The organism is Cryobacterium sp. M91, from assembly GCF_002929615.1.
Taxonomy (GTDB): Bacteria; Actinomycetota; Actinomycetes; order Actinomycetales; family Microbacteriaceae; genus Cryobacterium; species Cryobacterium levicorallinum.
On sequence record NZ_PJJT01000073.1, the window covers coordinates 20,194 to 46,761 of the forward strand.

The window sequence follows — 26,568 nt, forward strand, 5'->3', positions numbered from 1 at the left end:
AGCGAATGATGTACGCGCGATCTAGAATTACCCCATGGTGAGTGATCGGCATCCGGAAGGATCGGCGACACCACGCGCGAAACGCATCACGCGTCGGTGGCCGCTGATCAGCGGTCTCGGTGCGCTCGCTCTCACAATCGCCCTCGGCTATCTGGTGCTGCTGCGTGGCACCGCTGACACCATCGATGCCGGGTCACTCGCCATCGACCGGTCCTGGCTCGCCTGGATGGATCGGTTTCGCGGGCCGGCCCTGGACGCGCCAGCGCTGGTGCTGAATTACCTCGGCTTCGGGCTCACGGCGTCGCTGCTGATTCCCATACTGATCGTGGGCGTTCTGCTGCTGGCCCGGCAGTATTGGGCGGTCGGGTTCTACCTCGCAGCGACGATACTCACCGGCGGCGCCGTGCAGGTGCTTAAGAATTTGTTCGGGAGAACCCGGCCCCAGGACATTCTGGTGAGTGTCGATTTTGGGTCGTTTCCCTCGGGGCACGTAGCAAACGCGGCCGTCATGGCCACCATTTTCGCACTCCTATTTTCACGATGCTGGGTCTGGATACTCGGAGCTGCCTACACTCTGGCCATGATGATCAGCCGCACCTACCTGGGAGCGCATTGGCTGACCGACACGATCGGCGCCCTACTGCTCGGCGTGGGCATCGCCGTTGCAGTCTGGGCGCCGTTGGCGGCAAAACTCGACGGCGAACGCCGGTTGCGCGCCGCCGAACATTTGAAACGGCACTGACACTCTTCTACCGAAAGGACGAACAGATGGGTGGTGTCCGGTCCGCAACGGTGTGGCGCACCCGCTACGGAAAGTTTGTCGTCGACGCCCGGCCGCTGTCCACGGCCACGCGTCGGCAATTGCGCCTGACCGCCATCGCCCTGGCCGGTGTCGGCATCCTGCTCTTCATCGGCGTGCTCATTGACGTGCTGCAACCGGACCGGTCGTCGTTCTACGATTCGCCGGTTCGCGAGTGGCTCGTCGACAACCGCTCGCCGAACCTGACGCTGATCATGATCGGCCTGGCCATCATCTTCGGGCCGGTCGCGTTGCCGATCATCGTGCTGGTTTTGACCGTCGCCTGGGGGGTCTGGGGCAAGCACGCGTGGCGACCGCTCCTACTCGCCATAGCCATGCTCACCGGGGTCATTCTGGCGCAGATTCTGGCGCCGCTCATCGCCCGCAGCCGCCCACCGATCGAGCTGATGCTGTTCGGCGCCGACCACTCGTACTCGTTTCCGTCGGGGCACGTTCTCGGTGCTGCCGATTTCGTACTGGTGCTGACTTACCTGGTCGTGTCCCGGCGCCCCGGTCGGCGTGCTGCCATCGTCGGGTTCAGCATCGCGGCGCTCTGCATCGGGGTCGCCGCGATCAGCCGTCTCTATCTCGGCTATCACTGGGCAACGGATGCCCTCGCTTCACTGTCGATCTCGCTCGTCGTGCTCGGCGGGGTGATCGCCTGGGACACCCGCCATGCGTCCCGCGGACTACAACCGGGCGCGGCGGGCGCGAACGAAGCAGTACAGGCCGTAGGCGATCAGTCCGACACCGATCAGGATCAGGGCACTGGTTCCGAACGGCAGGGCGGCGAGCGCCTTGAGCGCCCCGTCGAGCCCGGTGGATTTGCTGGCATCATTGGTGACCGCGGCGACGCCGATGAGGATCGCGGCCACGGCGAGCGCGATGCCCTTGGCGACGTAGCCGACGACTCCGAGGGCGATGACCGCGCGGCCGGCCGATCCGCCCGGCACGGCGAGGTCTGACCGGAACTTTTGCGCTGCACCCTTATAGATGAAATAGCCGCCGACGCCGAGCACGGCCACACCGGCCAGGAACAGCACGATGACGCCGCCCGGCGAGGACAGCAACGACGAACTGGCGCTCTGCGTACTGCCGGCCGAGCTCGACGTACCGCCCCGGGCGAAGGTCAGCGCCGTGACGCCGAGGGCGATATAAACGATGGCTTTGGCAATGTTGGCCAGACGACGCGCCCATTTTCGTTTGGGCTCGTCCTGCATCACGAATGCGGAGACGACCAGCCACAGCCCGAGGGCGAACATGCCGACCACGACGGTCCACAGCAAAAACACCCCGCCCGGGCTCGAGGCCAGCTGGGCGAGTGCCCCGCTTTGGTCGGCGGAGCCGCTGCCCGCACCGATCGCCACGGTAATCGCGATCGACCCGATCAGGATGTGCAGCAGCCCGTTGACGGCGAACCCCAGCCGTGCCAGCAGTTGCAGTGCCGAACTGTTGCTCGCGTCGCGAGCGATGTGTGTCGCCGGTGAATTCATCACGGGCTCAGCCTAGGTCGACACACGCCGTCGCGCGCAGAAATTTTTCTTGGCCGACGTACCGACAAGTCACCGGGTGACGTCGTCCCGAAATTCCGCGTCACCGGGCTCGGAGGCAACCGCAGACGCGGCAGCGACACCGGCGATATTGACCATCCAACTGGTGCCGAGTTTGTCGATTCGGGTGGTCCTGTGATTATCGCCCCGATCGGCGCCTGTGACGAGGTGCCGGGGCCGGGCGGGTACAGTGTCGGCATGAAGCTGATTGCCATCGACCCGCCCACCCGCAGCTTTTCGCGCTGGCTGACCAACGAAGAAATAGCTCGCGTCGTCGCCCACAAGCGCGGCTGGCGTCAGGCGCCCGACGGCAGCGTACTGGCCGGCAAGATTCGTAAAACCCGCATCGCCGACTCCCTCGAATACCTCGGTGCTGCCGTCGTTGCGCACGGCTGGGCCAGCCGGCCACGCACCGAACCGAGCGACAGCAGCGGCCCCACCCACATAATGTGGGGCATCATCGACGCCCGCACCGACGCCGAAATCGCCGAGCAGCTCGGCGAAGCGGTTTAGAAACGGCCCGAGGCGCGTAGCGTGGCACTATGAGCCTGAATCCCAGTTACATCACGCCCGGCCTGGACTTCAACCGCGACACCCATTACATCGAGGACCGCATCACACGGGACGGCCGGGACGGCTGGCCGGTCGAGGCGGGTCGCTACCGCTTGGTCGCAGCCAGGGCCTGCCCTTGGGCGAACCGCACCACGATCGTGCGCCGCCTGCTCGGCCTCGAGGGCGTCATCTCACTGGGCTTACCCGGCCCGACCCACGACAGGAACAGCTGGACCTTCGACCTCGACCCCGACGGGCTCGACCCGGTGCTCGGCATCGAACGCCTGCAGGAGGCCTTCTTCGCCCGTTTTCCCGACTATCCGCGCGGCATCACCGTGCCGGCGATCGTCGATGTTGCCTCTGGCAAGGTCGTCACCAACAACTACCCGCAAATCACCCTTGATTTTGAGACCGAGTGGACGGAACACCACCGGGCCGGCGCCCCCGACCTTTACCCCGAAGCCCTGCGGACCCAGATCGACGAGGTCGCCAACCTAATCTTTCACGACGTGAACAACGGCGTCTACAAGTGCGGCTTCGCGGGCAGCCAAAAATCGTACCAGCGGGCCTACGACGCCCTGTTTGCTCGGCTCGACTGGCTCGAAGAACGCCTGGCCGGGCAGCGGTATCTCGTGGGCGACACGATAACCGAGGCGGACATCCGCTTGTTCACGACTCTGGCACGCTTTGACGCGGTGTATCACGGTCATTTCAAGTGCAATCGAAACAAGCTCAGCGAGATGCCGGTGCTGTGGGCCTATGCCCGCGACCTCTTCCAGACTCCGGGTTTCGGCGACACGATCGATTTCGATCAGATCAAGAAGCATTACTACGTGACCCACGTCGATATCAATCCCAGCGGCATAGTGCCGAAGGGGCCGGATGCCGCCGCCTGGCTGGCACCGCATTCTCGCGCCGATCTCGGCGGCCGTCCTTTCGGCACCGGCACCCCGCCGGAGCCGCCCGTGCCCGGCGAGCGCATCGTGAACTGAACGCGTAGCGCTAGTCGGGACGACGGGCCCGGCTCGGCAGCACGCGCGGCGGCTCCCCCGGCATCTTGGGAAAGTCCGGCGGAAACGGCAACTCACCCAGGCCATCGGCCAAATCGCTCTCCCACCACGAATACAGGACGTCGATCGAGCCGGGCTGCTCATGCATGGTCGCCCACGGGTCGCCCTGGTCGCGCAGTCGGTTCGGCACGGTGAGAATCGTGAAGGCGTGCGGGTCGGTTTGGGCGAGTTCGCTCCACTCCAGCGGGCAGGACACCGGCGCGTGCGGCAGCGGCCGGGGACTGTAGGCACCGGCCATGGTGCGATCGCGGTTGGCCTGGTTGTAGTCAATGAAGATGCGCTCGCCGCGCTCTTCCTTCCACCAGTTTGTGGTGACCCGGGTGGGCATCCGTCGTTCTAGCTCACGCGCCGCGCCGATGACCGCGTGCCGCACTTCAAGAAATTCGCGGGTCGGGGTGATCGGCGCGAACACGTGCAGTCCGCGATTTCCGGATGTCTTCACAAACGCCATCAGACCGGCCTCGGCCAGCAGGCTCTTCAGTTCGACAGCGACCGGAATGGTGTCGGAGAAGTCCGTGCCCGGCTGGGGATCCAGATCGACGCGCAGTTCATCGGGATTGTCCGAGAGCTCGGCCCGGGACGGCCAAGGGTGGAACACGATCGTGTTCATCTGCACCGCCCACACGGCGGCGGCCGGTTCGTCGATCACGAGCTGCGGATGCGTGCGCCCGCTCGGGTAGACCACGGGAACGGCCCGCACATAGTCGGGAGCCCCCTTCGGGGGTTCTTCGAGAAGAACTGCTCGCCGTCGATGCCGCCACTGAACCGTTGCAGCAACACCGGACGGTCGCCGTTAGCCCGCACGAACGCCTCCCCCACCTCGATGAAGTACTGGGCGAGGTCGAGTTTGGTGATTCCCGGATCGGGCCAGAGCACCCGGCTCGGGCTCGACACGCGCACCTCGCGCGCGCCGTGCGGGCCGTCGACCATCAAAACCTGCGCATCCGAGCTCACCATGCGCACACTGTAGCCAGATTTATTGGCAGCGGCAGCCTCCGGCCGCAGCTGCGGCAAGCTACGGGATGTAGTTGAACTCGTCGGGGTTCGGGCCCGTGCGCTCGTCGCGGTTCAGCGCAGTGATGGCGGCGATATCCGCTTCGGTGAGGGAGAAATCGAACAGGGCAAAGTTTTCCTCGACCCGGCTGCGGGTGACCGACTTCGGGAAGACGATGTCGCCCCGTTGCAGGTGCCAGCGCAGGGTAACCTGCGCGGCGGTCTTACCGAGGCGGTCGGCGATCCCGATAATCACCGGGTCAGAGAGAACCGCCCCTTGCGCGAGCGGCGACCAGGCCTCGGTTGCAATGCCGTGCTCGGTGTTGAATGCACGCAGTGAATCCTGCGTGAGGTACGGGTGTACCTCGATCTGGTTGACGGCCGGCACCGTGTCGGTTTCGTCGAACAGGCGCTGCAAGTGCGCCTGCTGGAAGTTGCTCACGCCAATCGTCCGGACGCGCCCGGAGCTCTGCATCTCCTCCATCGCCTTCCAGGTTGCGACGTAGTCGCCGACGGCCGGGAGCGGCCAGTGAATGAGGAACAGGTCCAGGTAGTCGAAGCCGAGTGCTTCGAGGGTACGGTCAAACGCGGCGAGGGCGTCGGCGCGGTCGTGGAACCCATTGTTGAGCTTGCTCGTGACGTAGATATCGGCACGGGCGATACCGGACGCTGCAATCGCCTCACCGACCTCTTTCTCATTGCCGTACATCTCCGCCGTGTCGATGTGTCGGTAGCCGGCCTCAAGGGCGGCGAGGGTCGCCGCTTTGGTCGTTTCTGGGGTGATCTGAAATGTGCCGAAGCCAAGCTGAGGTATGGACGTGCCGTTGTTAAGAGTGAGTGTGGGGACTGTGGTCATGGGTAGATCTCCTCGTTCAAATGTGCCTTGGTCGTGGCATCGCCAACATCTGCCCCGCGTTGCTCTGTCAATTCGAGAATGTCCCGGCTTGCGTACGGGTAGTGGTAATTGCCGGCACGTGTAACCGAACCACGCAATCATCGGGCCTATTCCATGGCTGCCCCAACGCAGGGCGCACTAGCAGCCCCCGTCGAGCGCTGAACGAGTGTGGCGCGGCAACGCACAAACTGAATGCCGACGTAGTTCGCAGCTTGCCGCCCTATCATCGGGGCATGATTGAGCCAGTGAAACGCGACCCGGTACGTCTCGGCCAGGAATCAGTGTGGGATTACCCGCGCCCACCTTTGGTTGAACACACCACGGAACACGTCACGATCGAGCTGAACGGCGCGACGATCGTCCACACCAGCGACGTCGTACGTGTGCTGGAAACCAGTCACCCGCCCGTGTACTACGTGCCGCGAAGTGCTTTTGCCGCCGGTCTGCTGAAGCCGGCAGCGGGCCACAGCTACTGCGAATACAAGGGCGTGGCCGGCTACCTCTCGATCGGCTCCAGCCCCCGTGCGGGCTGGTTTTATTCCACACCGTCACCGGGGTACGAAATTCTGGCTGAACGTATCGCCGTCTACCCAGGCGCGATGGACCGCTGCACCGTCGACGGTGAGACGGTGCGCGCGCAGGACGGCGACTATTACGGCGGCTGGATCACTAAGAAAATCGTGGGGCCGTTCAAGGGCTCTACTGGTACCGTGGGCTGGTAGTTCGCCCTTCGATACCGTTGCTTCGCACACAGTTTTCTGGTTCCGGGTATCCTCTCATCAGCCATGCATCCGAGGTACCAGGCAACTGAAGGAGCTGCTGTGACCCACAATGCCGTAGACGCAGACATTCTCAACCAGTGGACCCGCCGTCTCAGCCAGGCCCTCCAGATTTTAGACCTTGACGTAGACAACCACCTCGTACTCAATGTCGCAGACGAAGCCGCCCATGCGGTCAGCCCGATGGCCGCCCCGATCACAACTTTCGTCGTCGGCTATGCCGCCGGTTTGGCCGCCGCCAACTCGGCGATGGCGTCGGACGCGGCCATCGCCCGGGCAGCGGATATCGTGATCGCTGTCTGCCGGCAGCCCGAGAATGAGGCACCCGACGAAACCGGCTGGGTCAATACTGCTCAGTAGCTCAAACCGCACAGTAGCTCAAACCGCACAGTAGCTCAAACCGCACAGGAGCTCAAACCGCGCAGGAGCTCAAACTGCGCAGGAGCTCGCCCCATCCGCATCACACCTCCGACCGCTCCAATCGGATGATGACCGCCTTCGACACCGGCGTATTGCTGCCGTCGGCGACGCTGTCGAGTGGCACGAGCACGTTCGCCTCTGGATAGTAGGCGGCCGCGCAGCTGCGCGGCGTCGGATAGGCGACCAGCCGGTACCCGCGTAGCACCCGATCGACGTTGTCGCTGAACTCGCTGTGCACGTCGACCAGGTCACCGTCGGCGAACCCGAGGGCGATCAGGTCCTTCTTGTTGATGAACACCACGTGACGGCCCTTCTTGATCCCGCGGTAGCGGTCGTCGAGGCCATAGATAGTGGTGTTGAACTGGTCGTGGCTGCGCAGTGTCTGCAGCACCAGGCGCCCGGGTGGCACCTCGAGGTGTTCGAGGGTGTTCGTGGTCAGCATCGCTTTGCCGGTAGGGGTGGTGAACGTGCGCGAATCGCGCGGCCCGTTCGGCAGCACGAACCCGCCGTCTTGCCGGATGCGCTCGTTGTAGTTCTCGCACCCACCGACCACGTGGGCGATGTGGTCGCGGATGCGATCGTAGTTGGCCTCAAATCCGGCCCAGTCGACGGTAACCCGCTCGCCCAGGACGGCACTCGCCAGCCGGGAGACGATGGCAACTTCGGAGAGTAGGTTCGGTGCGACCGGCGTGAGCTTGCCCCAGGACGGATGCACCGCGCAGACTGAGTCCTCCACCGAGACGAACTGCTCGCCGCTGGCCTGCTCGTCGATTTCCGTGCGCCCCAGGGTCGGCAGAATCAGGGCTTCCTCGCCGGTCACGGCGTGGGACCGGTTGAGCTTAGTCGAGATCTGCACGCTCATTTCGGTGCGGGCCATGGCAGCCTCGGCAATGCCGGTGTCGGACATGGCGGCGACGAAGTTACCGCCGAGCCCCATCCACACCTTCATTTTTCCGTCACGCATGGCACGCACGCCGTCGACGGAGTCAACGCCATGCGCACGTGGCGGATCGAAGCCGAACTCGGCCTGAAGGGCGTCGAGGAAGGCGGGCGGCATCTGCTCCCAGATGCCCATGGTGCGGTCGCCCTGCACGTTGCTGTGTCCGCGAATCGGGGAGGCTCCGGCACCGGGCTTGCCGATGTTTCCGCGCAACAACAGCAGGTTGATGATTTCTTTGATGGTCTCGACGCCCTTTTTCTGTTGCGTCAGCCCCATCGCCCAAGTGATAATCACCCGATCGGCATTGAGGTAGCGCTGCGCAAGTTCGTCAATTTGGGCCGCACGCAGGCCTGTCGCGGCCAGGACCATCCGCTCGTCAAGTTGCGACAAATGTTGCCGCAACTCGGCCAGCCCGTGGCAATGTTCGTCGAGAAAGGCCTGGTCGAGCACTGTGCCGGGGGCGGCCGCATCGGCGTCCAGTACCCGCTTGGAAACCGCCTGCAGCAGCGCCATGTCGCCACCAATGCGAATTTGCAGAAACTGGTCGGCCATGTCGGTGCCGTGACCGATGATTCCGCGCACCCGTTGCGGGTTCTTGTAGCGGCGCAGGCCCGCCTCGGGCAGCGGGTTGACGGCGACGATCTGGGCACCGGCATCCTTGGCTTCTTCGAGCGCCGTGAGCATACGTGGATGGTTGGTGCCTGGGTTTTGGCCCATGATGATGATCAGGTCTGATTTCGCGAAGTCGTCGTAACTGATCGTGCTTTTGCCGATTCCGACGGTCTGGCCCATTCCCCAGCCCGTGGACTCGTGGCACATGTTGGAGCAGTCCGGCAGGTTGTTGGTGCCGTAGGCGCGGGCGAACAGTTGATAGGCGAATGCGGCCTCGTTGGACGCGCGGCCGCTGGTGTAGAAGGCGGCCTGGTTGGGTGAGTCGAGCCCGTTGAGCTTGGCCGCAATTACCCGAAACGCCTCGGCCCAGCTGACCGGGCGGTAGTGGTCGTTGCCAGCCGGCTTGTACACGGGTTCGATCAGCCGACCCTGCATGCCGAGCCAGTATTCGCTCTTCTCGCGCAGGTCGGCCAGCGAGTGCTCGGCCCAAAAGGTGGTGGGAATTGTGATCGGTGTGGCCTCCCAAGTGACGGCCTTAGCACCGTTTTCGCAGAATTCGAAGGCCTTGCGCTGGCCCGGGTCGGGCCAGGCGCAGCTCATACAGTCGAAGCCGTCCTTCTGGTTCATCGCGAGCAGAGCCCGCATCCCCCGCCGGGCGCCCATCTGAGTGATCGCCGGTTCCATCGAGTGCAGCACGCCCGGAACGCCAGCCGCCCAGGCCTTGGAATGGGTGACTTCGATGTCGTCGTCGGTGACGTCGTCGATTGGTGGGTCGCTGCTCATGGGGGCGCCTCTCTCTCCTCGGGGGTCACGAGCGCCGGGGCCGTGTTGTCGGCCAGCCACTCGCTCGTCGATGGCACGATACACCGGCCGGGCCCGGGGCATCCGTTTCGGTCAGTCTGCATGAATTCGCATGTTACCCCGAGGTGTAAGTATTTACGTCACATCCCCGAGTGAATGGCCACCAACATGTGCAGAGGGGTTACCTGCAAGACCGGCCAGAAGACTACCCGGGCCGGGTGCGGCCAGCACGTCGACCAGGTGATGAAGAATGTGCCGCGCAGCCAGCGCTGCGAAGGCCACGTCAAGGAGAAGGTCACCGGCGGCTTCTTCGCGCGAATGTTCGCCTGGCCACTGGATCAGCGCGCGCTGACGGGGTGAGGGAGGCCGGGGTGCGGGCGATATCGTGGGGCAATGAACACCCTGACGTTTCGCCGCGCGACCAACGACGACATTCCGGCCCTGCTGGAGCTGGTGACGAACGCCTACCGCGGCGAGGCCAGCCGGGCCGGCTGGACTACAGAGGCCGACCTCATCGATGGGCAGCGCATCGACGCTGACCTGCTGCACGCGGACCTCGATCGCCGCAACAGCCTCGTCATTCTCGCTGAACGCGGCGTCGATCTGGTCGGCTGCGCCCACATCGCCAAAGACCTGGGCGACACCGCCTATTTCGGCATGTTCGCCGTGCGCCCGACGGGCCAGAGTCAGGGTGACGGCACGCGGATCCTGGTCGAGGCCGAACGCCTGGCCGTGGCCGAATGGGGTTCGACCGTGATGATCATGACCGTCATTGGCCTGCGCGACGCCCTCATCGCGTTCTATGAACGACGCGGCTATCGTCGCACGGGCGTGCGGAAACCCTTCCACGTCGACACGCGATTCGGCGTGCCCAGGCGCGATGACCTGCACCTCGAGGTACTCGAAAAGGGACTGCGGCGCGGCTAAATACGTCGCCCGTATACTCGGCGCACCAGCTATGGCGGGCGCCGACCCGGAGTTAGCGCGGTCAGGGCGGGGGCAGTCGGAATCGCACTATTTGTGCCCCTGCCCGCCGAATTGCGGCCACTATGGGGGCATGACTATCGAACAGCCGCGGCACCGCACCCTGGCCACCATTGACCTGGACCTGCTGGTGATGACCTTGGGCAACGGTGAGGGTGGCTACTACAACGCCGCGACCGGGGACATGCTGACCATCATGGACGGCGATGTCATCACGGGCGACGCCGAAGACATCGATCTTGACGACCCCGCCTGGATTGGAATTGGAGCTGAGGACTCCCGTGACAAATACCGGGATATGTCCGATTTTGCGGACGCCGTCACCGATCCCGTCATCGCCGACCGCTTGGCCCGAGCGTTAAACGGTGCCGGAGCATTTCGCCGCTTCACGAACACGGTGCAGGAGGCAGAGCCCAGGCTCGACCTGATTTGGCACCGTTTCGCCGAGGCACGCGCCGTTTCACGGGCGATCGATTGGCTGGTCGACAACGATCTGTGCGATGAAATCGAAGCCGCCCTCGCCGTGCAGGAACGAGCCGACCAGGCTGAACGGGCCTTGGGCGAGGCTGCGCGCTGGGTCTGGGACCGTTCCTGACGGCATCCGTTACTGCTACCAGAAACCCAGGGAGAACTCGGCGAAGACGGTGGAGAGCACGAACGAGGCCGTGATCGCCACGAGTCCAACGGGAATGATTTTCCAGCCGATCCGCTTCAGCAGGGGCATATCCTTGCCGAGGCTCAGCCCCGCACTGACGAGCACGACGGTCGCCAGGGACAGAAAGTCGACGCTGGTCACCAGAGCTGTGAGCAGCTCGCCGACCGGAGACCAAGGGCTGGAGATCAGCGCTCCGATGGTCGTTGCCCAGACAATCGCCGAAATCTTTCGCGAGACCTTCGCCAGAAACATGCTCACCAGAATCAGCGCGACCATGATGGCGTAGCCGCCGACGATGCTCCAGGAAAAGGACTTTGCGGCCACCGACGCCGTCGCGATGCCGACGATGGAGAGCACGCTCATTGCCAGCCAGATCGGGAGTTTCACCGGCGCGGCGGCCTCCGCAGCGGCTTCCCGGAACCGACGGTTCTCATCGACGGTGGTGGCATCCACTGCCTGCTGCTGATCGACCTGTTTCCGAGTTAACAGCCGGTAGAACCGGTCGGCGAGCGGCAGGGCGATGTAGATGCCGACGTAAACGCCGAGGACCGTGGTGATGAGGTTGGACACCGCGGCCATGGCGAGAATCTGCTCGGCCTGCGCCGGAAACTGGGCCACGATGCTCGCTGCGGCCGCGGCCATCATCGACCCCGACCCCACCCCGGCGCCCATGGCGAGGGCAAGGGGGTCGAAGATATCGGCTGAGGTCAGTAGCGACGCGAGCAGGCTGATGTACACGGCACCAAACAGCGTTCCGAACACATACATCGCGAGCACACCGCGATACTGGTCGGAATCGGGGCCGTACTTCTCACTGACCATAGCGAAGGCCGGTTCGCGGTCGAGCGAAAATGTGGCACCCACGGTGGATTTGCCCATGCGCAGCAAGACCGCGAGCGGCAAAGCGAGGGCGACCGTGCCCAGCAGATGACCGATTTCCTGCACCAGCAGGGCTGGCCCGGCGTCGAGCAGCAGGGGAAGGCTCGGACCGATCGAGAATGCCAAACGGGCAACGAGAAGCATCACGGCGATGCCAACGAACGCGTTGGCGATCTTTTGCAGGTTCAGCCCGAGCGGCTTGATTGTCTGCACCGACACCACGGCACCGATCAGAATGGCCCAGACCATCGGAAAAATGATGATGGTTCCAACGCCGAGGTCGATCGTCAGGGAACCGATGGCCTGACTTCCCACCGCGATGATAAATGCCAATGCAAGGATCGGCCAGGCATTTTTCAGTCGAACGGATGCCGACCGCTCGGCGGGCTTGGCCGGCGTGACGCTAGTGTTCATCGGATTCCCCAGTGGTCTGCGCGGTCGAGCGCGATTGTGCTGCGGCGATGAAAGTCTCGCGCTGCACTGTGTCGGTGCTGACGCCGAGCACCGTCCACGCCATCGCGATGGCGGATTCGAACATGATCTCGTAGGCCTCCGGAGTATCAGCGACGGCCGCGAATCCGTGCGAGTGAATGGGAACCTGAGCCCCTGGGATGCCCACCCAGGGGTGAATGCTGGGGATGATTTGGGAAATGTTGCCCATGTCCGTGGACCCACCGCTCAACCCCGCCGATCGTTCAACGTTGCGCCCGAAGAACGCCATGCCCTCGTTCCAATGGGCGCACAACACCGCGTCCTGGAGCAGCGGCTCGTAGAGGGGTTCGGTCTGCTCGAACTCCAGCGTCGCCCCCGTCGCCAGCGCGCCAGCCTCAAAACACCGACGAACGCGCACGAGGAGCGCCTCGTACTGAGTCAGGGTGAAAGCTCGGCATTCAAATTCCACCACCGCAGTGTCGGGAATGATGTTCGTCGCAAATCCGGCCTCAGAAACATAGAGAGCGATTCGGTGATCGCTGGGAATCTGCTGACGCAGCAGCCCCACCGCCACCTGCGACAACACTGCGGCATCCGCAGCGTTAACTCCCAGATGTGGTGCCGCCGCAGCGTGAGCGGCTGTGCCGCGGAACGTTGCCCGGTATCGGCCGACGGCCTGGCTCGTCGTTCCTTCCGGGTTGTAGGACATTCCGTCCTGAACGGGGTGGGTCATCATGGCGACTCCCACACCATTGAACACGCCGCGTTCCAGAAGCACAACCTTGCCACCGCCGTGCTCTTCGGCTGGAGTTCCGATCACCCGCAGGGTGATGTCGAGGTCATCCACGAGCGGGAGCAGGGCGAGTGCGGCCGCGACGCTCGCGCCGGCGATTATGTTGTGGCCACAGGCATGGCCGATGTTGGGCAGCGAGTCGTATTCGACGCAGACGGCCACCGTCAGCGGTCCGCTTCCTGCGGTCGCCACAAAAGCTGTCCCAAGGTCGGCCACGCCGCGTTCTACCGCGAATCCCGCTTCTTCAAGTCGGGCCGCGACCAGAACGGATGCCCGGTGCTCCTGAAAGGACAGCTCCGGGTCGGCATGAATGGTGCGGCTCAGCTGGAGCACGTCGGCGGCCACGGACGCGACCTGTTTGACGACGTCCGACCTCAGCCCGGTCGTCTCGGCGAGCATGGCGGAGAATTCCACGGGTAATTCCGATCTGGCGGCCCCGGGCCGCCGGTTCTGGTCGCGCCGATGCCGACACTGATTCGGGGCATCCGCTCTGCAGGGCCTATTACGTCGGGACGTTCTCGCTTTTACTGGACGGAAACATTCCCCCTCATTGGGGTCCAAGCGTCGAGGTCGTGACCCGTCGGGAAGGTAGCCACACGCCCGAAGCGGGGTGATACGGTAGCAAAAAGTGCAGCAGCAGCCCCGACAATGCGGTAACAGCTGCCGCACCGATGGCGCCGAAATTAGTGTGCTGGGCATCGACGTCGACCCCGACGAGGGTGGTCAAAGTCCAGCCGAGAGCCCAAAGAGCGGCAACACCCAGTGCCCACAGCCAGCGGCGTCTGGCCCGCCGCGGCAGGGCGACGGCCTGCGCGGTGCCGAGAACGAGGCCGGTGACCGCGCCCATCAGGGCTAGTTCGGCCAGGGTGGTTCGATAGTCAACAACGGTTGAGCCGAGTAGCAGCCCCAGGCCCATTCCGATGGCCGACAGCGGTACCCAGATCAGCGGATCGAGTCGACGCCGGCTGACCAGCACCTGTCCAACGCCGATCACGACTCCGCAGACTGCACCACCGATCAGGGCCGATACGGGGTTGCTGAGCCGCCCACCGACGGCGGTTCCGGCGAGGCTGGCTATGGGAAAAGCGAGGAAACCGACGAGCCAGAGCAGCCAGGTTGAGAGAAAAGTGGGGTTACGAAAGCTGGGGTTGCGATGGAGTTGCCGCGATCCGATCACCTCTGCTCCAATCTCGTTGGCCACTCCACGCGCCGACCCCCCAACATGCTACGCCCAAGCCGCTGGCAGTCCGAAGAGTAGAGTTCGCCAGCGTTGATCCACTTCAGTGAGTCAGGCAGCGACCTCCGGTGACGCCAGCGGCGTGATGTAGGAGTAACCAGTGGCGGTGTTCTTGGTGATCGAGAGCACCAACTGCATGTGCGGTTCCAGGGCGGTGACCTTGTCGAGCGGAGCACCGACGATGAGTTGAAATCCGAGGCCCTTCCACGCGGCGACCGCACGCCCGGCGAACTCGGCATCGGATTTCACGAAACCCTCGTCGAGAAAGACCGGGGCAAAACGCGGCCGGGTGCGGCTCTCATCGCCGAGCTGAAAGCGCAGGGCTGCGCCGACGACGAAGGCCACGAGTTCCTGCGACTCGCCACCGCTCTTGCCGCCGAGCGAGGAATAGGTGCTCACCTCCACGCCGTCGGGCGTCACGCGCACGGCGGTGATTTCGACATGCTGGCGCACGTCGAGCAGCAGGTCCCGCTGGGAGTTATTCAGCCCGTCGGGCCGGCGAATCAAAGCCATGAACCGCTGCAGCCGGGTGAAGCGGTCCTCGGTTTCATCATCGGTGAATTGCTCCGTCGCGCCTGAAGAGAGCACCTTGAGCTCCTTGCGGAACGAGGTCGCGTCACCCGGGTGCAGGCGGCGCAGGGCGATCTGCAGGCGGTCCCGGCCCGCGCCGAACGGCAGGGTCGCGAGAATTTCGTTGATCGGTCGCAGCCGGTCTTCGATCTCCTCGATCGCCGAGTTGAACGCGCCGGTGAGCGGCACGAGGTCCTGGCCGCTCCAGGCGGAGAGTCGGCGCTTCCATTCCTGCCGCCGCTCCGACAGGCCGAGGGTGCGGATCGCGTCGAGAATGTCGGTGTAGCTCGTGACCGATTCGAGAGCGACGCCGATGTTCGGGTCGGGCCAGCGGCTCTGGAAGGACTCGAAGATGCCGATCATGGCCGCGCGATCGCGTGCCGCGCTGTCGCGGTCCTGCGCCGACTGCGCAATCAACCGCTCGCGCAGGCGTTTCAGGCCGGCGGGAAAACCGGAAAGATCGTTCTGGTCGGTGACCAGAGCAAACTGCTCACTCAGGTGCGCGGCATGTTCGGCCGCGAGCACGAGCGCGTCGCCCTGGTCGATCTGGTCCAGCCGCGCGCTCACCGTGTCTTGCGCGTCGACGATGCTGCTCTGCTCCTCGGCCAGCGTTGCGCCGGTCCGGTCGGCCGCGTGCTTCTGCTTTCCGGCAACATCGAGTTGGAGGGCCAGCCGGCTCTCTTCATCGTTCAGGGCGCGCAGGATATCGCTGCCGGCGAGCATGCGTTCTTGCTCGGATTTCTTGCCCGCAATGCGCTCGGCAGCCGCCGCAACGTCGATGGTCGACCAGTCAGTGTCGAGAATGTGCTGGTGAGCGGCCTGGTTATCGCGCAGTCCGACCAAGCTGTCTGCGACAGCGGATGCCCGTCCAGCGACAGCATCGGCCACCCGCCCCTGCGCCGCGAGTTCCGACGCAATGTCGTCGAGCCGGGCGCGGCTGGAGAATCCGATGATCGATTTCTGACCCGCGTTTGCGCCGTGGGCGCCCCGGGACCCATTGCGAGTCTGCCCGCTCGAAGTCACCCGTGCGCCTGCGCCACCCAGCTCGGATGGGCTGGCCACGCACAGTGCGTCGAGGTTTGCGCTCCGCAGGCGCGCCTGCACCCAGCTGCTGAACGGCGAGTCTTTCACGTCGAGCTTGCCCGAGACGTAACGGGCGTCGCCGACGGCCACGACGTGCTGCTTCAGCTCAACACCCTCAAAGTGGATGCGCTGCGGCAGCTGCAGCGGGTCGATCGCCGCGCTGAGCTGAGAGATCCGGGTCTCATCGACGAGCAGAACCTTGACGACCGAGGCGAGGGTCACCTCGGCGGCCAGCCGCCACTGCTCTTCACCGGCGGCGAGGTCGATCAGTTCGGCCACGAACGGCAGCTCATCGACCGGAATGTTCGCCGCTTCGGAGATCAGCAGCCGGGCCTGATGCAGTTGCTGGGGCACGAGGCTCTCGCGTCCGGTCAGAAAGGCACGTTCCTGCTTGAGCAAGCGGATGCCCTCCTCCACCGGGTACGACTCGCGTTGCAGCGCAGAGCGGGTCGCTTCCAGTGCGGCCTCGGCGGCGGCGAACGCGGCGGCGAATTCTTCGGCGGCGCGCTGAGCAGCCGCGAAGGATGCGGGCGAATCGAGCTGCAGGGCGAGATTCTGCACCCGATCGTCGAAGCTCGCGCGCTCGCGAGCCACGTCGTCGTGCCGGTGGCGTAGCTGGGTGAGTTCGTTCTGCAGGCGTTCGAGCAGGTCGCCGCCGTTGTTGCGTTGCTGGTGTTGCAAGTCGGCCACCCGGGTTTTCAGAGCGGTCTCCCCGTCACGCGCCTGGCTCAGGGCGACCCGGTTATCCCGGCGGGCGACCCGGTTGGTGTCGGCGGCGGTCTCGAGGAGGGCCTGCTCGGTCTGCAACTGCCACAGCACGAACGGGGTATCGCCGGCCCGGTGCACGCCGAAGGTGTCGACCAGATCGGCCTTGGCCGTCGCGGCCTCATAGCCGGCGTTGAGCTCGGGCAGGCGTTCGAGCACCTGCGCCTTCTGCGCCTCGGTGACCATGGCGCCGTAGGAACGCTCGAGGTCTTCGAAGTGGTCGACGGCCTTGTCGGCGGCGGCGAAGGTGGCCGGCTCTTCGAGCACCATCGACTTATACAGTCCATCGACCGTTTTCACCTGCTGGCCCGCCTGAATGCGGGCGAGCAGGCGCAACGCTTTGCTGCCCTCACCGTTGGCGCCGATGCCGAGCCGCGTATACAGCGTCTGGGCGAACGCCGCGTAGGTATCGAAGACGTCGACGCCGTCGAAGTGGGCTTTCAGGGCGCGCTTGTCGAACCGATTCCCGGCGATGGCGGCGAGGTCGCGCAGGTCGAGGCATCCGTCTGTCGTAGCCATTTTCATGGTGACGTCGGCGAATTTGTGGGCGCCGCGCGGCACGAAGTAGGCCCGCAGCACGGTGAAGCGGCGCTGGTTGTCGTCGACGAAGGTCATGGCGATGGCGCCCCAGGTGGCTGCGTTTGCGCCGCGCAACACCTGGTCGGTCAGCTCGTCGGTGCCGGCTTCGCGGTTGGCGTCGGTCTTGCCGCGAAGGTAGGTCATCAGGTTGCGCTGGTCGACGCTGCGGGCCCGGCCGGAGCCGGCGTCGTTCGACGCACCGTTGAACGGGGTGTCCGAGGGCATCATGAGGGCGAGGTAGGCGTCGAGCAGGCTGCTCTTGCCGGTGCCGGAGGCTCCGGAGACGAGCGTGGCCGAGGCACTGAAGTCGACCTCGTGGTGGCCATGAAAGCCGCCCCAATTGACCAGTTGCATCGATTCGGCACGCCACTGCGTGGTGCCCTCGGTGGCGCCGTTGATATAGAACAGCGGGGAATCGTTCATACCAGGGGCTCCATCAGCGGTTCGTTATTTTCGGCGCGCAGCCACTCGAGCAGCTCACGCAGGCGCTCCACCGGCAGCAGCACTTCGATCACTGCGGAAATGCGAAAGCGGTCGGGGTCGCTGGTTTTCAGCAGCACCCGCGCCTTGGCGAGGCTGTCGACGGCGGCCGTCGCCTTGCGCGCGTCGCCGGACAGGTCGGTCGCGTGCTCCGGCCGAAAATGGGCAACGTTGTCGACCAGGTTGTCGCGGTCGACCAGAACAATTTCCAAACCGTTGGCGCGTTCGCTGCGAAAACGCTGGCGGAGCAGCACGAGCAGAATGGTCTCTTCCCGGCTGTAGGCGACGTCGTGCAGCAGGGTGGGGAAGCGTTCGCCGCCCTCGGCGAGGGCCTGCCTCTTGAAGGCGATCTCGTAGTGCAGGTCAACGTGCAGGTCGAGAAAGACGTCGTTGAGCCGGGATTTGAGCAGGCTCTGCGACTTTAGCAGGGTCTGCCACTCGGCCGGCTGTAGTGCCGACGAAATATAGCGGTGCTTGAGCAGCAGCACGAGCGTCCGGCGCTGCTCCACGCTCAGGCCGCCCTCATCCCCCTCGAACAGCGAGAGGCTGGCCGGGTCGCTGTCTATGCCGGTGTCGTCGTCAGCCAGGTCGTCAGTCATTCTCGGAACCCAAATTCTGGGCGGCCAGTGCCGCCGTGTCGTCGTCGGTCAAAATGAGGCGCGGCACCTCGAAGAAACGCACCGAGCCATCCGGTCGCACCGTTTCAAAGCTCTCGAGCCCAGCCGTGCCCGGGCTGAGCTGGGCGGCGAGCTGCAGCAGGCCGAGGATCTCGACCGGCCGACGCAGGCTCGCGTCGAGCCCGTTGAAGGCGCTGCCAATGGATGCCGCCTCCCCCGTCCCGAATGCGACCACGAGGGCGTCGCGCAGTTCTTGGAGCAGTGGCCCACCCTGCTGCCGCAGGGCGTCGAGGCTCGGCGCCGCGGGCGCGGCGCCCGACACATCGGCCAGCGCGGGCGGAGCACGGTGGGCGACCGGATCGTAGAACCGTTCGGGCAGGTGCTCAACGTCGAGGGTGCCCGGCATCAGTTCGGCGGTGACAGTAGAGCGGGGCCCGGCGGTCTGCATCCAAGTCGCGAGCTCGCGATTGACGTCGCGCAGCACACGTTCAAGCTCGCGATCTTTCACGACGTCATGGTTGACGATGTGCTCGCGCAGCGTGGTCGTGAGCCCCTTGCGCTGGGTCAGCACGTCGTCGATGCCCTTGCGAATGAGGGTGACCGTGCTCATGAAGCTGCGGCGTTCGGTGCGACTGAGTTCGAGGGCGAACGGATGCAGCAGAATCGTCTCGAGATCCGCTTTCAGCCCCTGCAGCAGAGCGTCGTTGCGCAGCAGGGTGAACGCGCCCTCGAAGGCGCGACCCTCCGCGGTCGACGACATGAGGGCATCCGTTTTGGCGAGGTAGTCGTCGAGAACCTCGCTGATCGGCCGTTCCTCGCCGCGGAAGTCGTTGACGATCTGGCGATGCATGGCCGCGACGGATTCTTCGACCCGTTTGAAGTCGCTCGGCAGCTGCTGAATAAGGTTGATGAGGTTGGCGTAGCCCTCGTGCATCTGCTCGTTGGAGGCCGGCTCAATGTCGCCGCCGTCAGAGAGCCGGTCACGCTCGCTGCTGAGCTCGTGGATCTGCTGGTCGAGACGCCGCACCCGCTCCTCGCGGTCTGGGTTGGCTTCGGTGGCGCGATGACGCACGGTGTCGACGATCGTGGTGAGGCGGGATTCGCTGATCAGCGCCCGATCTCGGGCGAGACCGTCGACGAGCAGCAGGGCTTCGAGGGCGTGGCTGGTGAGCGAGTAGTGTTCCTCCCCCGCGTCGCTGATCTCCCGGTAGAGCCAGAGGTCGTTCATCCACTGCACGCAGAGGGCGCGGCCCGTTTTCTCGGGCGCATCCAGGCCGATGCTGCGGAGGTCGGCGAGGTAGGCATCCACTTGGGTGTGCAGTGCCTCGCAGGAAACGCTGCGATGCTCACGGCTGAATGAACTCTTGAACACAGCGAGCACGAACGGCGCCCATTTGCGGTCGAGCAGTCGAAGGGTGGGTTTGTCGAAGGCTTCGCGCACCCGCGCCAATTCGCCTGCAATGTCACTCAATAGCTGGTTCCTTTCCAGCTCTCCACTTTAACCGACTTGCGGGGCGCCCCTGACCTGATCAGCCAAGCAGGCGCGGCCGCTTCCAGTCGGCGCCGTGCACGTGCTGGTCCAGAAAAGCGAACACGGTCTGGTACCAGACCACCGCGTGTTGAGGCTTGAGGACCCAATGGTTCTCGTCGGGAAAGAACAGGAATTTGTGCTGGGTACTGCCGTCGACCCCTGCGTGGTGTTCGGCGAGCTCAGACCACAGCCGCAGGCTTTCGCCAATCGGCACCCGGTAGTCGTGGTCACCGTGAATGACGAGCATCGGCGTGACGATCTCGCGCACCGCCTGGTGCGGCGAATTGTCGATCATGCCTTGCGCCGAGAATATGCTCTGCCAGTATGGCGAGTCGTCGGTCGTTCCGTTGAACTGGTCGAGCGACCACAGGCTCGCGTGGCTGACGATGGCGCGGAACCGATCGGTGTGGCCGGCGATCCAGTTGGCCAAATAGCCTCCGAATGATCCGCCCATCGCTGCGGTGCGGGTCTCGTCGATCTCGGGCAGCTCTTCGACTGCATCAACGATCGCGAGCAGGTCGGTGTAGGGCTTGCAACCCCAGGCGTTCCAGCCACGAGCGATGAAATCGAGCCCGTAGCCGGTCGAGAGCGCGGGGTCGGGCAAGAGCACCGCGTAACCTCGGGCTAGGGCGAGCAGCGGGCTCCACCGCCAGCTCCAGGCGTTCCAACTGTTCAGCGGGCCGCCGTGAATCCATAATAGAAGCGGGGCCGGATGCTCCTGCCCGGCTCCCGCAGGCAGCAGTAGCCAGGCGCGTACTCGCGCTCCGTCTTCGGCCACGGTCTCAACCTCGGTGATCGTGCCGGGAACCTCGGGGAGCGCGGCCGGTGTGGCGAGCATGCTGACGGTACCGGAGCGGCCGATGCGCACCGGATGCGCCGGCGCGATCCAGGAGGAGCGCAAGGCCACGAGGTCGCCGGTCTGGGCATCGACGCAGACGTTGGTGTAGCTGAAGTCGTCGGTGGTGAGCTGCTCGGGCGCTCCGCCGTCTAGCGGTACGCGAAAGATCGGACCGCGGCCGTCGTGGTCGGCCGTGACGATAAGGGCCTGGTTGGATTCGGTGTCCGCGTCGAAGACCAGGCTGGTCGGCCAGCGGTCCCATTCGGCGGCGAGGCGACGCGGGCGGCGGCCGTCCAGGTCGGCAGCCCAGAGTTCTTGGTCGGCCGGACCCTCCGGGGTACTGACGGCTGTTCGCACGAAGGCGATCTGTCTACCGTCGAGGCTCACAGCCGGGAATTCGAAGTCAACCTTCAATTCGTCGAACAGGGTGGTCTGGGTGCCGGTCGCGACGTCGATGGAGGCCAGCACATAGCGACCGGAGCGTTGCTCAGCAACCCGCAGGGCGACGATTAGCGTGGATCCGTCCGGGGTTAGGGCCTGGCCGGCGGTATCCATGGTGCGACCGGGGGCGGCCGTGAGGTCTCGGGGACGCGGGAGGTCGGCTGGATAAGGAGCGGGGGCATCCGCTTCGCTGACCGTGTCGCTGGCGCTGGCGGGAGGTGCGATCGTGTCCTGCAGGTCGGCGAGGTCGAGCGCCAGCAGGTGGGGTTCGGCCGGACCGAGATCGTGGTCCCAGAACCGCACCGGGTAGCTCTCGTGCAGAATAGCCGCGACCTTCTTCTCGGTGCGTTCCTTGCGGGCGGCGCCTTCAGCTTCGAGGTCGGCGGCGCTCGGCAGGAGCTCGGCGGCGATCACGAGGTTGGAGGAGGAGGACGCCACCGCGGCGATGCCGGATACTCCCCCCGCCAGGCGGGTGATCGCGCGAGCCTCGCCGCCGGCAACAGGCAGCAGCCAGAGCTGGGCGGCCACGGCGTCCGTGTCAGCACCCTTGTCAGCAGCCGCGTCGAGGCGGGTGGAAACGAACAAAACGTCTCCGTCGGCCGTAAACGCGGCCCCGGATTCGCCCTTCGCCGACCGGGTCAGGCGGGTCGGAACGCCGGTGCCGTCGGCGGCCACTGACCACAGTGCCCGCTCATAGCTCGTCTGGTCGCGGGTGAGGGTCGCAACAGTGAGGACGACCCGCTGCCCGTCGGGCGAGAGCGCGAGGCCCTCCACCCGCGGCAGCGCCACGTAGTCATCGAGACTGGAAAAGGGCGTGGGGTGAGACTCCATTGTCATGCTTCAACGCTACCCGACCGGAATGACTAGCCGCTGGCGCACGCGTCGCCGGAGACTCAGGTGCGCCATGGTCGTTCGGGCCGGTAAGGTTCGGGGCTGGGGGTGTTGGCTCGGTGATTGTGGGCGGGTCGCCAGGTTTGGGTTGGGTCAAAGAGCAATGGTCCGAGTATGTGGGGTCGGCCCTTGATCATGCGGATTCTCCATCCGCTGGTGTCGATGGTGTGGTGGTGGAACCAGCAGAGGAGGACGCCGTTGTCGATGTTGGTGAGGCCGTGTTTTTGCCACGGGATAACGTGGTGGACTTCGCTCCACCGGGCGGGAATGGTACAGCCGGGGATGATGCAGCCTCCGTCGCGGGCGGCGATGGCGGTGCGTTGCTTGGCGGTGAAGCAGCGAACTGTGTCGCCGAGGTAGAGCACGTCGCCGTTGTCGCCGAACAGTACCTTTCGGGCGCCGCCGGTGCAGATGGCTTCTTTCACCCGGCGGAACGAGACCGGGGCTTCGATACCGTCGATCCAGCCAACGCCACGGCCCTGGTCGAGGTCGCTGGCGTTGATGTGGATCATGACGGTCGGGGCCGCACCGCCCATCGTCGGGGTCTGCGGGTCGCGCGCGGCCGCTTCAAACACGGAGCGAAGGATGTCAGCACGCTTCTCACCGCCGGTGCGGCGGTCCCCGTCGAAGCGGGTATCGCCGCTGAACGGGTCGGCACTGAACGGGTCGGCACTGAACGGGTCGGCGCCGAACGGTTCGGCGCCGAAGCGCTCACCCTTCGTGCTCGGGCCGTCGATGTAAACGCCGTCCAGCTCGCCGGGGTCATTGCCGGGTTCGGTGGGTTCAAATCGCGGTGTGCGGGACCGCGCCGATAGGAACGTGTCGAACAACGTGTCCATGATGCCGCGCAGTTCCGGGGTGACGTTGGCGTGCACCGGGTAGAGCCCGTTGCGCAGCAGGCCGAAGGTCAACGTGCTTTTCGCCTCGACGGCGTCGTCGTTGGGCGCGGTGCCGTAGGGGTCGAGCCGGCCCTGCCACTCCAGGGCTTGTGCCCGCAGCATGTCGGGCGCGAAGCGGATGCCCGCGCCCGGCAGCCCCACCGTCTCCGGCGTGATCTCCCCGGACGCCGACGCCACCAGTGCACGTTCGACGCGGTCGAGGTCGTCCGGCAAGACCCGGCCCTGCAACGCGGTCAGGGTGCCGGCGATGATCTCCGCCGACTCCACCCCAAGCTCCCCACTCACGAGCCCCTCGGCAATGACCGGATACCGGGCCGCGACCGGCAAACCAAGCGGGGTGCGTTCGACCGCCGTCTCGCCCAGTTTCAGGCGACGCTTGGCTTCACGGCCTGAGATGCCGGCAAGTTGGGTGATGAGCTCAACCCGGTTACGGCATCCGTTCTTATACGCCAAAGATCCGTTGCCGAGGTCGGTCTCCGCGCGAACTCCAATGTCGGTGGTCGACCGCAGTCTGGCCGCATCGACCTTGCGCCCGAGGCCCTCCAGCGCGGCCATGACCGCGACCGCTTCACCGTCATCAAGATGACTAAACCGCACCCCGTCAACAACGGAAGCCAACAATGCACCGGCCTGAGCAATCACCGCAACCCGGGAACCCTCAAACTCCGGCATCGAACCGGCTGCTGCGGGCGGGACGGTGAGGGTCATGGCGACGATGCCTCCTTCACCCAGAATTATACTCCGAAACGCCCGTGAAAGCGAGACAATCTCAGTATTATGGTGCGATTTTCTAAGAGTTGTCTACGATCAGCGAACGGGGCTCAAAGCTCGTTTGAGCAGCCAAGGTCAATTCGCTGCGCACCTTGGGAAAACACTTTCTCGATCAGGGCAGCTCGGCATCCGCATTGACGACGGCGTCACCAGCGACGTCAGCCGAGCGCATCACCGAGCGGCGCGTCGCCCACCAGGTACAGCCGCTGCGTGGCCCGGGTCATCGCGACGTAGAGCGCCCCAGCGCCACGCTCCGAGGCCGCAAGAATCGCCGCCGGGTCGACAACGATAACAGCGTCAAACTCCAGCCCCTTCGCGTCCTGCGGGGTGAGCAGCGCAATCTCCCGGCTCAAACCGAGCGCACCGACGCCGAGCAGGTCGCCGAATTCGGCCCGCAACGTTGTTTCGAGCTCGGCGAGACCGGCATCGACGACGATCACGGCCAGGGTGCCGCCAGCGCCGAGCGCCCGGTCCCGGCGAACCGCCGACGCGGCATCCGCTACCGTCTCGACCGGCCATTCGCTGGACCGCACCGTGCGGGAGGGCGTGATCGACAAGCCGTGCGAGATCGCGACGGTTTCGGCCGCTCTAGCGATCTGGCTCGGCGTGCGATAGTTCACGGTGAGCTCTTCGAGCCGCCAGCGGTCGGCCTCCGGCGAGCCCTCGAGTACCGGCTGCAGCGCCTCCTTCCAGCTAGCGGATGCCGCAGCGCTCGCCGCCTGCGCGATGTCGCCGACGATCGTGAACGACCTGCGCGGACCACGCCGCAACACGAGCCGCCACTGCATCGGGGAGAGTTCCTGCGCTTCGTCGATGACGACGTGGCCGTAGGTCCAGCTGCGGTCCCGCGCGGCACGCTCACTGGTCGTGGCCCGCTCATCGAGTTCGCCGGCACGAGCGGCGAGGTCTTTGGCGTTGACCAGCCCCTTCACCCGCATGTTTTCAATGGCCGTTTCGGCGTTCTCCACGTCACGCTTACGCTGTTCCTTGAGCGCGCGCTTCTTCGCCTGGTCGACCGCGTTGTACTCGCCGAGCAGTTCGGCCGCCTCATCGAGCAGCGGAATGTCGGCGATCGTGAACTCGGCGTCGCGCGCGCGGGCCAGCAGCTTGCGCTGGGCAAAACGCCAGCGCGGAGTCAGCTCCTCCAGCCACTGCGGCCGCGCATACAGATCTTGCAGCAGTTTCTGCGGGGTCAGCGGCAGCCAGGCGGTGTTCAGCGCTACGCGCACGTCATCGGCCAGGCGCAGATCTTCGCGCAGCATCGGCAGGTCGGTATCGTCCATCGACCGGCCCTGCTGCTGCAGATGCTCGAGCCACACCCTGGACAGCGCGTTGATGGCCGTCTTCACGAACGTGACCCTGGCCTCGTTGTGGGTCTTGCCGGTGCCGCGAGCGCGCGCGATCGCCTGGGCGACCAGCTCCGGCTGCAGCACGATGCGGTCGCCGTTGACGACGAGCACCTGCGCGGCGGCCGGGGTGCGCTGCCGGGACTGCACGGCCCGGGCAATGAGGTCTGCCATGAACGCTTGGCCTTTGAGAGCGGCAACGGCCGGGGCATCCTCTTCGGTCGCTTCGACGTTGGGAAACAACTGACCGACCGAGGCGAGCACGACCCCGGTCTCGCCGAGCGACGGCAGCACGGCCTCGATGTACTGCAGAAACGCGCGTGACGGGCCGATGATGAGCACACCGCTGTCGCGCAGGCGATCCCGGTGCGTGTACAGCAGGTAGGCGGCGCGGTGCAGAGCGACGGCGGTCTTGCCGGTTCCAGGGCCGCCCTGCACGACGAGAATTCCGGCCAGCTCCGAGCGGATAATGCGGTCCTGCTCCGCCTGAATGGTCGAGACGATGTCGGACATGTGCCCGGTGCGCTGCGCGGTGAGGGCCGCGAGCAGGGCCCCCTCGCCCTGATGCGTGGTCGCATCCGGGTCGGCGAGCAGGGCGGCATCGAGAATTTCGTCCTCGATGCGAATGATGCTGCGCCCCTTGGACAGCAGGTGACGGCGGACCCGGGCACCGAGCGGCGTGGCGGCCGTGGCCTGATAGAAGGCGCTGGCCTGCGGTACCCTCCAGTCCAGCAGCAGGGGCTTGTGGTCTTCGTCGCGCAGCCCGACCCGGCCGATGTAGCGGTAGACCGAGTCGCCGGAGTCGTCCGGCATGGTCTCGAGCCGACCGAATGCAAGCCGGTCGTCGACCTCGCGCAATTGCACGATGCGATCCTCGTACAGGCGGGCGAAGGTATCGCGTTCGCTGCGGGACTGGTGGTTGCCGCCCACGTCGAGGCGGCGCACCTCGATCAGCTGATGTTCGGCCTCTTCCGCTAGTGCATCCAACCGCTCATACAGCGACTGGACATAGTTCTGTTCCCGAACAAGCTCCTGGTCGATCACGCACGCACCCCTTAAACCGAAGTCACCAGTTTAGTCGCCGTCAGTGTGGGCCTTGCTGTGTGTATTGGGACGCTCGGGACGGCCTGGCCGGGCACGCTTCTTTCCCTGTGACCTTGATCGGTGAACGTCATCTCGGGCGTATTACCGACGGTGACGGGGAGCCGGTGTCGGCTTGGTCGAGCACAGACGGTCCAGTCCACGGCTGCATTAGTCCCGCGCTCGGTGGTTTCGTGGTCTGCTCGGCAGGGTCGGGAGGACCAGTCCAGGTCGGAACTCTAGCCAGTACCTCTAGGAATGCATGGCTCACGCAGTGCGTGAATCG

General features: G+C 65.3%; 21 protein-coding genes and 2 pseudogenes. 9 read left to right on the forward strand and 14 right to left on the reverse strand.

Annotation, left to right across the window (positions count from 1 at the left end; genetic code table 11):
• The first annotated feature begins 34 nt into the window (after positions 1-34).
• Positions 35-742 carry a phosphatase PAP2 family protein gene (locus CXY80_RS04030; protein ID WP_233194948.1) on the forward strand — a complete coding sequence of 236 codons (708 nt, stop codon included), beginning with the start codon at positions 35-37 and terminating at the stop codon, positions 740-742.
• A 272-nt stretch (positions 743-1,014) separates the two neighbouring features.
• Positions 1,015-1,461, forward strand: a pseudogene (locus tag CXY80_RS20420) (phosphatase PAP2 family protein); the annotation flags it as partial.
• A gap of 27 nt (positions 1,462-1,488) precedes the next feature.
• Here the strand turns inward: CXY80_RS20420 and CXY80_RS04040 are convergent.
• Positions 1,489-2,292, reverse strand: a complete 804-nt coding sequence (locus CXY80_RS04040) for a DUF1206 domain-containing protein (RefSeq protein ID WP_104131698.1) — start codon at positions 2,290-2,292, stop codon at positions 1,489-1,491.
• Between the two features lie 255 nt (positions 2,293-2,547).
• Between CXY80_RS04040 and CXY80_RS04045 the strand changes: the two genes are divergently transcribed.
• Both CXY80_RS04045 and CXY80_RS04050 read left to right on the forward strand, forming a co-directional pair.
• Positions 2,548-2,862: a hypothetical protein gene (locus CXY80_RS04045; protein WP_134444602.1), complete on the forward strand. Its 315-nt coding sequence runs from the start codon at positions 2,548-2,550 to the stop codon at positions 2,860-2,862.
• 29 nt (positions 2,863-2,891) lie between these two features.
• Positions 2,892-3,893, forward strand: a complete 1,002-nt coding sequence (locus CXY80_RS04050) for a glutathione S-transferase family protein (protein WP_104131699.1) — start codon at positions 2,892-2,894, stop codon at positions 3,891-3,893.
• A gap of 10 nt (positions 3,894-3,903) precedes the next feature.
• On the opposite strand, the pseudogene CXY80_RS04055 reads toward CXY80_RS04050, so the two are convergent.
• Both CXY80_RS04055 and CXY80_RS04060 read right to left on the reverse strand, forming a co-directional pair.
• A pseudogene (locus tag CXY80_RS04055) lies at positions 3,904-4,775 on the reverse strand (DNA polymerase domain-containing protein).
• A gap of 211 nt (positions 4,776-4,986) precedes the next feature.
• Entirely contained in the window at positions 4,987-5,820 is an 834-nt protein-coding gene (locus tag CXY80_RS04060; protein WP_104131700.1) for an aldo/keto reductase, read from the reverse strand.
• A gap of 272 nt (positions 5,821-6,092) precedes the next feature.
• Between CXY80_RS04060 and CXY80_RS04065 the strand changes: the two genes are divergently transcribed.
• Both CXY80_RS04065 and CXY80_RS04070 read left to right on the forward strand, forming a co-directional pair.
• Positions 6,093-6,581, forward strand: coding sequence for a DUF427 domain-containing protein (locus CXY80_RS04065; protein ID WP_104131701.1), 489 nt, complete (start codon positions 6,093-6,095; stop codon positions 6,579-6,581).
• Between the two features lie 99 nt (positions 6,582-6,680).
• On the forward strand, positions 6,681-6,998 hold the full coding sequence (locus tag CXY80_RS04070) for a DUF6457 domain-containing protein (protein WP_104131702.1): 318 nt from the start codon (positions 6,681-6,683) through the stop codon (positions 6,996-6,998).
• A 100-nt stretch (positions 6,999-7,098) separates the two neighbouring features.
• Here CXY80_RS04070 and CXY80_RS04075 read toward each other — a convergent pair whose 3' ends face one another.
• Complete coding sequence (locus tag CXY80_RS04075; protein WP_104131703.1) at positions 7,099-9,393, reverse strand: FdhF/YdeP family oxidoreductase; 2,295 nt, start codon at positions 9,391-9,393, stop codon at positions 7,099-7,101.
• Positions 9,390-9,515: a hypothetical protein gene (locus tag CXY80_RS20425; protein WP_255411828.1), complete on the reverse strand. Its 126-nt coding sequence runs from the start codon at positions 9,513-9,515 to the stop codon at positions 9,390-9,392. Before CXY80_RS20425 ends, CXY80_RS04075 begins: the two co-directional genes overlap by 4 nt.
• 64 nt (positions 9,516-9,579) lie before the next feature.
• On the opposite strand from CXY80_RS20425, the gene CXY80_RS04080 reads away from it, so the two are divergent.
• The 3 genes from CXY80_RS04080 (at position 9,580) to CXY80_RS04090 (ending at position 10,990) form a co-directional block, all read left to right on the forward strand.
• Positions 9,580-9,771, forward strand: coding sequence for a hypothetical protein (locus CXY80_RS04080; protein ID WP_104131704.1), 192 nt, complete (start codon positions 9,580-9,582; stop codon positions 9,769-9,771).
• A 33-nt stretch (positions 9,772-9,804) separates the two neighbouring features.
• Positions 9,805-10,338, forward strand: coding sequence for a GNAT family N-acetyltransferase (locus CXY80_RS04085; RefSeq protein ID WP_092452148.1), 534 nt, complete (start codon positions 9,805-9,807; stop codon positions 10,336-10,338).
• A gap of 130 nt (positions 10,339-10,468) precedes the next feature.
• Positions 10,469-10,990, forward strand: a complete 522-nt coding sequence (locus CXY80_RS04090) for a UPF0158 family protein (protein ID WP_104131705.1) — start codon at positions 10,469-10,471, stop codon at positions 10,988-10,990.
• A gap of 15 nt (positions 10,991-11,005) precedes the next feature.
• Here the strand turns inward: CXY80_RS04090 and CXY80_RS04095 are convergent, their stop codons facing one another.
• From CXY80_RS04095 to CXY80_RS04135, 9 genes are all read right to left on the reverse strand, one after another.
• Positions 11,006-12,343: a DUF3100 domain-containing protein gene (locus CXY80_RS04095; RefSeq protein WP_104131706.1), complete on the reverse strand. Its 1,338-nt coding sequence runs from the start codon at positions 12,341-12,343 to the stop codon at positions 11,006-11,008.
• Entirely contained in the window at positions 12,333-13,568 is a 1,236-nt protein-coding gene (locus tag CXY80_RS04100; RefSeq protein ID WP_233194952.1) for an amidohydrolase, read from the reverse strand. The genes CXY80_RS04095 and CXY80_RS04100 overlap by 11 nt, the downstream gene beginning before the upstream one ends.
• A gap of 133 nt (positions 13,569-13,701) precedes the next feature.
• On the reverse strand, positions 13,702-14,355 hold the full coding sequence (locus CXY80_RS04105; RefSeq protein ID WP_104131707.1) for a hypothetical protein: 654 nt from the start codon (positions 14,353-14,355) through the stop codon (positions 13,702-13,704).
• An 87-nt stretch (positions 14,356-14,442) separates the two neighbouring features.
• On the reverse strand, positions 14,443-17,811 hold the full coding sequence (locus tag CXY80_RS04110; RefSeq protein ID WP_104131708.1) for an ATP-binding protein: 3,369 nt from the start codon (positions 17,809-17,811) through the stop codon (positions 14,443-14,445).
• Positions 17,808-18,467 (reverse strand): DUF4194 domain-containing protein, encoded by a 660-nt coding sequence (locus CXY80_RS04115; RefSeq protein ID WP_104131709.1) that lies wholly within the window; start codon positions 18,465-18,467, stop codon positions 17,808-17,810. Before CXY80_RS04115 ends, CXY80_RS04110 begins: the two co-directional genes overlap by 4 nt.
• Complete coding sequence (locus tag CXY80_RS04120) at positions 18,460-19,956, reverse strand: DUF3375 family protein (RefSeq protein ID WP_158251564.1); 1,497 nt, start codon at positions 19,954-19,956, stop codon at positions 18,460-18,462. Before CXY80_RS04120 ends, CXY80_RS04115 begins: the two co-directional genes overlap by 8 nt.
• A gap of 58 nt (positions 19,957-20,014) precedes the next feature.
• Complete coding sequence (locus CXY80_RS04125) at positions 20,015-22,126, reverse strand: alpha/beta fold hydrolase (RefSeq protein WP_104131711.1); 2,112 nt, start codon at positions 22,124-22,126, stop codon at positions 20,015-20,017.
• A 62-nt stretch (positions 22,127-22,188) separates the two neighbouring features.
• The gene (locus tag CXY80_RS04130; protein ID WP_104131712.1) at positions 22,189-23,793 is read right to left on the reverse strand and encodes an HNH endonuclease signature motif containing protein; all 1,605 of its coding nucleotides are present in this window, start codon (positions 23,791-23,793) and stop codon (positions 22,189-22,191) included.
• 221 nt (positions 23,794-24,014) lie between these two features.
• On the reverse strand, positions 24,015-26,246 hold the full coding sequence (locus CXY80_RS04135; protein WP_104131713.1) for a UvrD-helicase domain-containing protein: 2,232 nt from the start codon (positions 26,244-26,246) through the stop codon (positions 24,015-24,017).
• Positions 26,247-26,568: the final 322 nt, after the last annotated feature.

Bases quoted from the DNA above. Each gene is read 5' to 3' on its own strand.
- CXY80_RS04030 (WP_233194948.1), top strand. From the start codon at position 35: ATGGTGAGTGATCGGCATCCGGAAGGATCGGCGACACCACGCGCGAAA.
- CXY80_RS04040 (WP_104131698.1), bottom strand. From the start codon at position 2,292: ATGAATTCACCGGCGACACACATCGCTCGCGACGCGAGCAACAGTTCG.
- CXY80_RS04045 (WP_134444602.1), top strand. From the start codon at position 2,548: ATGAAGCTGATTGCCATCGACCCGCCCACCCGCAGCTTTTCGCGCTGG.
- CXY80_RS04050 (WP_104131699.1), top strand. From the start codon at position 2,892: ATGAGCCTGAATCCCAGTTACATCACGCCCGGCCTGGACTTCAACCGC.
- CXY80_RS04060 (WP_104131700.1), bottom strand. From the start codon at position 5,820: ATGACCACAGTCCCCACACTCACTCTTAACAACGGCACGTCCATACCT.
- CXY80_RS04065 (WP_104131701.1), top strand. From the start codon at position 6,093: ATGATTGAGCCAGTGAAACGCGACCCGGTACGTCTCGGCCAGGAATCA.
- CXY80_RS04075 (WP_104131703.1), bottom strand. From the start codon at position 9,393: ATGAGCAGCGACCCACCAATCGACGACGTCACCGACGACGACATCGAA.
- CXY80_RS20425 (WP_255411828.1), bottom strand. From the start codon at position 9,515: ATGCAGACTGACCGAAACGGATGCCCCGGGCCCGGCCGGTGTATCGTG.
- CXY80_RS04080 (WP_104131704.1), top strand. From the start codon at position 9,580: ATGTGCAGAGGGGTTACCTGCAAGACCGGCCAGAAGACTACCCGGGCC.
- CXY80_RS04085 (WP_092452148.1), top strand. From the start codon at position 9,805: ATGAACACCCTGACGTTTCGCCGCGCGACCAACGACGACATTCCGGCC.
- CXY80_RS04090 (WP_104131705.1), top strand. From the start codon at position 10,469: ATGACTATCGAACAGCCGCGGCACCGCACCCTGGCCACCATTGACCTG.
- CXY80_RS04095 (WP_104131706.1), bottom strand. From the start codon at position 12,343: ATGAACACTAGCGTCACGCCGGCCAAGCCCGCCGAGCGGTCGGCATCC.
- CXY80_RS04110 (WP_104131708.1), bottom strand. From the start codon at position 17,811: ATGAACGATTCCCCGCTGTTCTATATCAACGGCGCCACCGAGGGCACC.
- CXY80_RS04115 (WP_104131709.1), bottom strand. From the start codon at position 18,467: ATGACTGACGACCTGGCTGACGACGACACCGGCATAGACAGCGACCCG.
- CXY80_RS04125 (WP_104131711.1), bottom strand. From the start codon at position 22,126: ATGGAGTCTCACCCCACGCCCTTTTCCAGTCTCGATGACTACGTGGCG.
- CXY80_RS04130 (WP_104131712.1), bottom strand. From the start codon at position 23,793: ATGACCCTCACCGTCCCGCCCGCAGCAGCCGGTTCGATGCCGGAGTTT.